General features: G+C 44.9%; 5 protein-coding genes. 1 reads left to right on the top strand and 4 read right to left on the bottom strand.

Features of this window, described 5'->3' with window-relative positions; all coding sequences use genetic code 11:
• The 4 genes from QVO88_RS03555 to QVO88_RS03570 all read right to left on the bottom strand — a co-directional run.
• Positions 1-2,024: dynamin family protein (locus QVO88_RS03555; RefSeq protein WP_288177752.1), on the bottom strand; the 2,024-nt coding region annotated here is incomplete at its 3' end.
• 386 nt (positions 2,025-2,410) lie between these two features.
• The gene (gene araD / locus QVO88_RS03560) at positions 2,411-3,100 is read right to left on the bottom strand and encodes an L-ribulose-5-phosphate 4-epimerase (protein WP_022287150.1); all 690 of its coding nucleotides are present in this window, start codon (positions 3,098-3,100) and stop codon (positions 2,411-2,413) included.
• A 152-nt stretch (positions 3,101-3,252) separates the two neighbouring features.
• Positions 3,253-4,827, bottom strand: coding sequence for a xylulokinase (locus QVO88_RS03565; protein WP_022287151.1), 1,575 nt, complete (start codon positions 4,825-4,827; stop codon positions 3,253-3,255).
• A 21-nt stretch (positions 4,828-4,848) separates the two neighbouring features.
• Positions 4,849-6,318 carry an alpha-N-arabinofuranosidase gene (locus QVO88_RS03570; RefSeq protein WP_022287152.1) on the bottom strand — a complete coding sequence of 490 codons (1,470 nt, stop codon included), beginning with the start codon at positions 6,316-6,318 and terminating at the stop codon, positions 4,849-4,851.
• 122 nt (positions 6,319-6,440) lie between these two features.
• Here QVO88_RS03570 and QVO88_RS03575 point away from each other — a divergent pair, with 122 nt between their 5' ends.
• Complete coding sequence (locus QVO88_RS03575) at positions 6,441-7,226, top strand: AraC family transcriptional regulator (protein ID WP_022287153.1); 786 nt, start codon at positions 6,441-6,443, stop codon at positions 7,224-7,226.
• Positions 7,227-7,298: the final 72 nt, after the last annotated feature.

The following is a 7,298-nucleotide window of genomic DNA, read 5'->3' on the forward strand; positions in this document are numbered from 1 at the left end:
CGTCTTACCTGATATGCTTCCTGAACTATAGCGCTTGCGCTCTCGGCAATATCATGGAGACGTTCCATTTCCTTCTGAGAAATGTTGCTCTTTTCAGTTTTAAGATCATTAAGATTATCAAGTGTTTCCTGAGTATCACGGAGGATTATCTCTGTTTCGCTCTCGATCTTGCCCTTCAGACCCTCAAATGCTGAGAATACCTGACGGCGAACAGTTTCAGTGAAGTCATTATTGAGCTTCATTTCGTGGAACTGCTTTCTCACCTGAGTTTTAAAGTTTGACTTATACTTATCTATTCTTTCCTTAACAAGTATCTTATCAACGGCAAAGTTTGAAGTAAAAGTACCTGCAATGCCTGCAAGAGCCATAAGGCAGAGGGTCACTGGCAGGGTAGCGGTGATGCCAAAGAAGCCTGCAAAGAATATAGCAGTATAATAAGTAGCATAAAATCCTGCAAAGCCTGTTGCTCCGCCTAAAAGTGCGCCCTTTACGCCGGACTCTCTGAAGCCCAGGAACAATCCTCCGACGCCGTAAGAGCCGATAGCAACGCCGATTATCTTATCCATTACGCCGCCGTTCTTTGAAACTCTGTCGGAGATAGTAAACATCTGCTGTATCTTTGTAACGGACTCGAAAAACTCGTCCTCAAATTCCTGAAGTCTTTCAGCCTCACAGGAAACAGCGAAGTTGATGCTATTCTGTATCTGCTCGCAGATTATCTGCGCTCTTGCCTCTATGCTCTCCTTTATTTTCTCGGTGAGCTTTGCGGTAACGAGCTTGAGCTGGTCTTTCTTGAAATCGTCAGAGGACATCTGGAAGTTGTCTATAACCTCCATAGCTGTCTGCTCGATGTTTGTCCAATAGCTGTCCAGAACTGGCTGCAGGTCATTGAACACCTGATTTGCGGCATCGTTGATCTTGACAAATTCCTGTCTTTTCTTATTTCTTATCTCGCCTATCTCTTTGATAGCCTCGTCATACTTTTCCATGAACTCATCGTTAGCCATCATGAGTGCGTTTTCCTGCATAACAACGCTTCTGAGTATCTCAGTACCCGAATTTGTTATCTTATTTGCAAGTATCTGCAATGCGATAACGCCACGCTCTTTTGTGAGCATGGTTTCAAGAGCCTTTTCAAACTCAGGGAAGTTACTCTTTTCAAGGGCTTCCTTATCCCCTGTTTCCTTGGCATTAAGAGCCTGCTTTGCATAAACACCGATAACTCTCGGAGTTCCTATCTTTCTTTTATAGACCGCAAACTCACGGGAATCCTCGCCCATGACCTTTTTAGCCTTTTCCATAACGTATTTTCCGATACGTCCTCTTACAGTTTCGACTATCTTGTTCTCGTCTGCCTGTGAGAAAGTACCGAAGCAGTTTACAACGAAAATAATCCTTCCCACATCGGAAGTGAGCATTTTCTTTTCCAAAAACTCTTTCTCAAACTGTGAGAAAGGGGAGTTTGCACTGATAACGAAAACGGCTGCGTCTATTTTCGGCAGGATAGACAGAGTAACGTTGGTCATCTGATCATCATCGTTAAGACCCGGAGTGTCTATGATATCCACGTTGTTCTTACAGAACTCGGTATCATAATAAACAGTGGCTTCCTTGACAGTTTCGGCTCTTTCCTCCGACTCTGCCGTAAGCTTTGTTACATAGTCCTCCAGCTTGTTTATATCCACCCTTTCACTTTTGCCGTTTTTGTATTCCACCTGCACATACGGCTCTTCGCTATATGTAACTCTGTTAAGGGTAGCCGTTGCAGGCAGCACGTCAGCAGGAAGTACCTCCTGACCCAGCATTGCGTTGATAAGGGTACTCTTTCCTCTCTTGAACTCGCCCACTATAGCGACCTCAAAATGCTCCTCGGCAGTTTTCTCCAATGTTTCCCGAATAGATTCCGCAGTATTGACAAGAGCGATCTCCTCGCTCAATCCAAGCAGCGATTTCAGGTTCTCTGTAAGACCCTTTACCGTTTCCTTATAGGACGCATAGCTGCCGTAATCAATTTGCTTTTTCATTACAAGCCTCCGTTCCTCGTTTCTAAGGCAAACCTTGCATGGCATTGCCTTGAGGTAATATCTATACTATATTCCATTCATTTCCGCTGTGACACAATAAATATTACCGTGACATTATTTTAATTATAACATATTATTAAAACATAAGTCAAGAATTTACTTATAACAAGTACAAAAAACTACCCTTTTGTACAAATCAGCGTACACATAATATACATTTTGCACAATATGTGAGCAAAGGCACAAAAAAACGCCCAGAAAATCGGGGCGCTATTTTATCGAGGATGTGCTAAACAAATCTTTTATATGTAGGGGCGAACAGTGTTCGCCCGTTATTTGACTCATTTTTTCAACGGACTTATATCATGCTTTTTGAGGCATTGACATCAATTCTGTCCGTAATATGCGTTCTTTCCGTGCTTTCTAAGGAAGTGCTTGTCAAGAAGCTCCTGCTGCATATGACCTATCTCAGGGTTCAGCATCATTGCGTGGAAGTTCATAAATGCGGCTTCTTCGAGAACGACTGCATTATGAACGGCTTCTGCGGCGTCCTTTCCCCATGTAAAGGGGCCATGGCTTTTTACCAGAACGGCAGGTATCTGAGTTGCGTCAAGGCCTTTGAAAGCCTCGATTATAACAGTGCCTGTTTCCTTTTCATACTCACCTGTTATCTCCTCAGGGGTCATTGCTCTTGTGCATGGTATCTCGCCGTAAAAATAATCTGCGTGAGTTGTTCCCATTGGTATTATGCCCTTTCCTGCCTGAGCAAAAGACGTTGCCCAGCGACTGTGGGTATGTACTATTCCGCCGATATCAAAGGCTTTGTAAAGCTCCAAATGTGTTGGAGTATCGCTGGAAGGCTTATATTTTCCCTCTACAACCTTGCCGCTTTCAAGATCAACTACCACCATATCATCGGCTGTCATGCCCTCATATGGCACGCCTGAGGGCTTTATGACTACAAGTCCCTTTTCCCTGTCGATAGCAGAAACATTTCCCCATGTGAATGTGACAAGTCCATATTTCGGCAGAAGCAGATTTGCTTCGCACACCTGCTGTTTTAATTCTTCAAGCATAAAATTCTCCTTTCGCTGATTTGGTAAATGCACCTTTTGTCTGCCCATTTTCCGTCCAAGTGAATAGCTCACCGACAGTCTGAGCAGACGGTTGGTTGGTTGGCGATCTCAGGTTGCCCCTACGATCTATCTATGAATTTCTATGATTTTTTTCAGAACTGTGCGCTTTTTTCTGCCGCCAATCCCTTTTTATATCTTTCCAGGAATGTTTTATAGCCCTCTGAGCCTGTCTGCTCAGGCTGAGAAGTTGTCACTTCCATATCTGCGAACACCTTTTTGTCAAGGAAGTCTGCAAGCTTTTCGCCATTTGAAAGCTCCATATATGCCGCAAGGATAGCCATGCCCCATGCACCGCCCTCTCCTGCTGTTTTCATTACTGAAACAGGGGTAGAAAGTGCGTCTGCCATAAGCTGTGAAGCCACTCCGCTGACCTTGAAAAGTCCACCGTGACCTGTTATCTTTTCAGCTTTTACCTGCTCTTTGTCAAAGAGGATATCCATGCCTATTTTCAGTGCGGTGAAAGAAGAATAAAGCTGTGCTCTGAAAAAGCTGCCCAAGGTCAAAGTGCTGTCGGGAGTGCGGAAATACATCGGTCTGCCCTCGTCAAGCTTTATAACAGGTTCGCCCGAAAGACAGTTATAGGCTGTCACGCCACCGCATGAGCTGTCGGCTGTCATGGCGTTTTTATAGAGAGTTTCATAAAGCCTGCTCTTGTCTATCTCACTGCCTGTGAGCTTTGCGAACTCACCGAACATATTCACCCATGCGTCAAGCTCTGAACAGCAGTTATTGCAATGCACCATTGCCACAGGCGAGCCGTCAGGGGTGGTAACAACGTCTATCTCCTCGTAAACACCGTTAAGTGGCTTTTCAAGGACGAGCATTGCAAATATGGAAGTGCCTGCGGAGATGTTTCCGGTCTTTTTCAGCACGCTGTCCGTTGCCACCATGCCTGTGCCTGCGTCACCCTCAGGCGGGCAGACCGGCACGCCTGCTTTGAGGCGTCCCTCAGGGTCAAGGAACTTTGCGCCCTCCTCTGTAAGAACTGCGCCCTTTTCCCCTGCATTTCTCACAGCAGGGAGGATATCTTTCAGCTTATGGTCAAAGCCTTTTTCAGCAAGGCTTTTTTCTGTAGGCTCGCAATACTCTTTTTTGTATCCTATGCCCTCCACAGGGAAGATACCTGAAGCTTCGCCAACGCCAACTTCAAAGCGGTCTGTAAGCCTTTTGTGCACATAGCCTGCAAGGGTATTGATATAAGCGATATAAGGAACATGGGCTTCTTTGTTAAGCACCGCCTGATAAAGATGAGCGATGCTCCAACGCTGCGGGATACTGAAGCCCAGCAATTTTGTAAGCTCTCCTGCCGCCTGAGCTGTCATGGTATTGCGCCATGTTCTGAAAGGCACAAGAAGCTTGTCATTCTTATCAAAAGCCATATAGCCGTGCATCATAGCAGAAATACCCATTGCACCATATGTTTCTGGATAAATGCCATACTGTGCCTTTACGTTTTCTGCAAGGTCTTTATAGCAGGCTTGTATGCCCCCGTGGATATCATCAAGAGAATATGTCCAGCAGCCGTTCTCAAAGCGGTTTTCCCACTGCTTCGACCCTGATGCGATAACAGAAAAGCTATCGTCTATAAGAACAGCCTTTATTCTTGTTGAGCCAAGTTCTATGCCAAGATATGTTCTTCCCTGCAAAATTTTATCTTTTACTGTCATTTTTGACTCTCCTTATAGTCCTTATCTCATTGTCACAACTACAACGGAGCATTTTGGCAGGTCTATCTCAAAGCCCTTTTCTGTCATTTTCGCACTGTACTCTTTTGGTGCGACCTTATCACAATTATCAAAATCATTATAGTCCCTTACTTCATTGTCAAGTATCCTGCACTTAATGTTCTGATAATTTTCTCCTGCTATATCACAGCAGATATGAGCGTCATCATCTATAGAGCAGTTCGCTATAGTGACAGTGAGGACGCCGTCCTTTACTGAGGCAGACTGTGATATCATCGGAATCTTGCCGCCTGCCTGACAGTTGTCGGCATGGCTATAGCAAAGCTCGCCGCCCTGATGAGTTTTGAAAAGGTCAAAGACGTGATATGTAGGCGTTTTTACCATTTTCTCGCCCTCTGTGAGGATAAGAGCCTGCAAAACGTTCACTGCCTGCGCAAGGTTTGCCATTACTACCTTGTCGCTGTGGTTATTGAAGATGTTCAAATTGCAAGCCGCCACGATAGCGTCACGCATTGTGTTCTGCTGATAGAGGAAACCTGGGTTTGTGCCCTCCTCAACGTCATACCAACAGCCCCACTCGTCAACTATAAGACCTATCTTACCCTCTGGATCACGGCGTGACATTATCTCGCTGTGACGTTTTATAAGCTCGTCCATATATAGAGTTTTTGATATGGTTTCGTAATACTCCTCGTCTGAAAACTCAGTTGCACTGCCCTTTTTGTTCCAATCTCCTGTAGGAACGGTGTAATAGTGCAAAGAGATAGCCTTTGTGTGCCACTCCCCAAGGTTTGACATTACAACGTCCGTCCAGTTATAATCGTTGGAATTTGGTCCACAGGCAATTTTGTAAAGCTCATTGCCGCTGAAATTCTTGCAAAAGCTCTGATATCTTCTGTATTCATCACAGTAATACTCAGGGCGCATCGAGCCGCCGCAGCCCCAGTTTTCGTTGCCTATACCAAGATATTTAAGCTTCCAAGGCTTTTCTCTGCCGTTTTTTCTTCTCAAGTCAGCCATAGGCGAAACACCGTCAAAGGTGATATATTCTATCCACTCGGAAAGCTCCTGAACAGTGCCGCTTCCGAGATTTCCTGCAAGATACGGTTCACAGCCTATCTCCTCGCACAAGTCAAAGAACTCATTTGTTCCGAAAGAGTTATCCTCCGTCACGCCACCCCAGTTGGTGTTTATCATTTTCTTGCGCTGTGTTTTTTCGCCTATGCCGTCCTTCCAATGATACTCGTCTGCAAAGCAGCCGCCCGGCCAGCGGAGAACAGGCATTTTTATCTCCTTGAAAGCTTCGATAACGTCTTTTCTTACGCCTTTTATGTTCGGTATCTCAGAATTTTCGCCAACGTACATTCCGTTATAGATACATCTGCCAAGATGTTCGGAGAAGTGTCCGTATATCTCCGGGTTGATGTGGGAACGTTTGTCTGCGGTATTGATAAGCATTGAAATATTCTTCATTGTGACCTCCTTGATGTATATGATTTTAGTTTCAATTATATTTTATCACTTGACAAAAAAACAACAATGATATATCCTATTATTATACTGATACATCATACGAAATTAGAAAGGGAAAACCTATGGAACTTCACGCTTTGGGACTAAACTACAGCCATGACGGGTCTTTTGATATACGCCGTCCAAACGGTTCGGGGGATAATCTTCTGCTTATATTCAAATCCTCTGCGGTGGTGCGTTTGCACGGCAGGGAATACTCAGTTTCCCCTGACAGCGCAATACTATACAAAAAAGGCACTGAGCAGATATACCGTGCCTGCAAGGGATTTTACATAAACCACTGGCTTCATTTTGATTGCGACGATACGCTCACCCGTGACTATTCACTCCCATATGATACGATTTTTATGTTATCAGACGCAGAGAAAACTGAGGATATCTTATCCACCATAAGCAGACTCAGCTTATCTGAAAGCGGCAGGCGTGAGGATTATATCGAGCTTATGCTCAGAATGCTGCTCATAAGACTTGGAGAGGAATATTCTCTCAGCAAGAGCGGTCAGCCGCCAAGAAAGCGCAGTCACTACGCTGACGCACTTGAGCGGCTCAGGGCTGACATCTACAGCTCCCCCTCCGGGAGCAGGAACATTGCCGATATGGCGAAAACTCTCAGCGTAAGCCCCTCACACTTTCAGTATCTTTACACCTCACGCTTCGGTGTGAGCTGTTATGAGGATATACTATGTGCGAGAATGAAAAACGCTGAATACTATCTTCTCAGCACTGACATGACAGTGAAAAACATTGCCGCTGTATGCGGATACGAAAATGACGTGCATTTCATGCGGCAGTTCAAAAGGCGATACAACATGACCCCCTCACAGTTTCGGCTAAAAAACAAAAAATAGGCATATGCAAAAAGCGGACGAAAAGAACTCGTCCGCTTTTATTTTGTCAAATATCTATTGAAAGGCGGGCGA

The sequence above is a fragment of the Ruminococcus sp. CAG:57 genome (assembly GCF_000435935.1).
Classification (GTDB): domain Bacteria; phylum Bacillota; class Clostridia; order Oscillospirales; family Ruminococcaceae; genus Hominimerdicola; species Hominimerdicola aceti.

Bases quoted from the DNA above. Each gene is read 5' to 3' on its own strand.
- araD (WP_022287150.1), bottom strand. From the start codon at position 3,100: ATGCTTGAAGAATTAAAACAGCAGGTGTGCGAAGCAAATCTGCTTCTG.
- QVO88_RS03565 (WP_022287151.1), bottom strand. From the start codon at position 4,827: ATGACAGTAAAAGATAAAATTTTGCAGGGAAGAACATATCTTGGCATA.
- QVO88_RS03570 (WP_022287152.1), bottom strand. From the start codon at position 6,318: ATGAAGAATATTTCAATGCTTATCAATACCGCAGACAAACGTTCCCAC.
- QVO88_RS03575 (WP_022287153.1), top strand. From the start codon at position 6,441: ATGGAACTTCACGCTTTGGGACTAAACTACAGCCATGACGGGTCTTTT.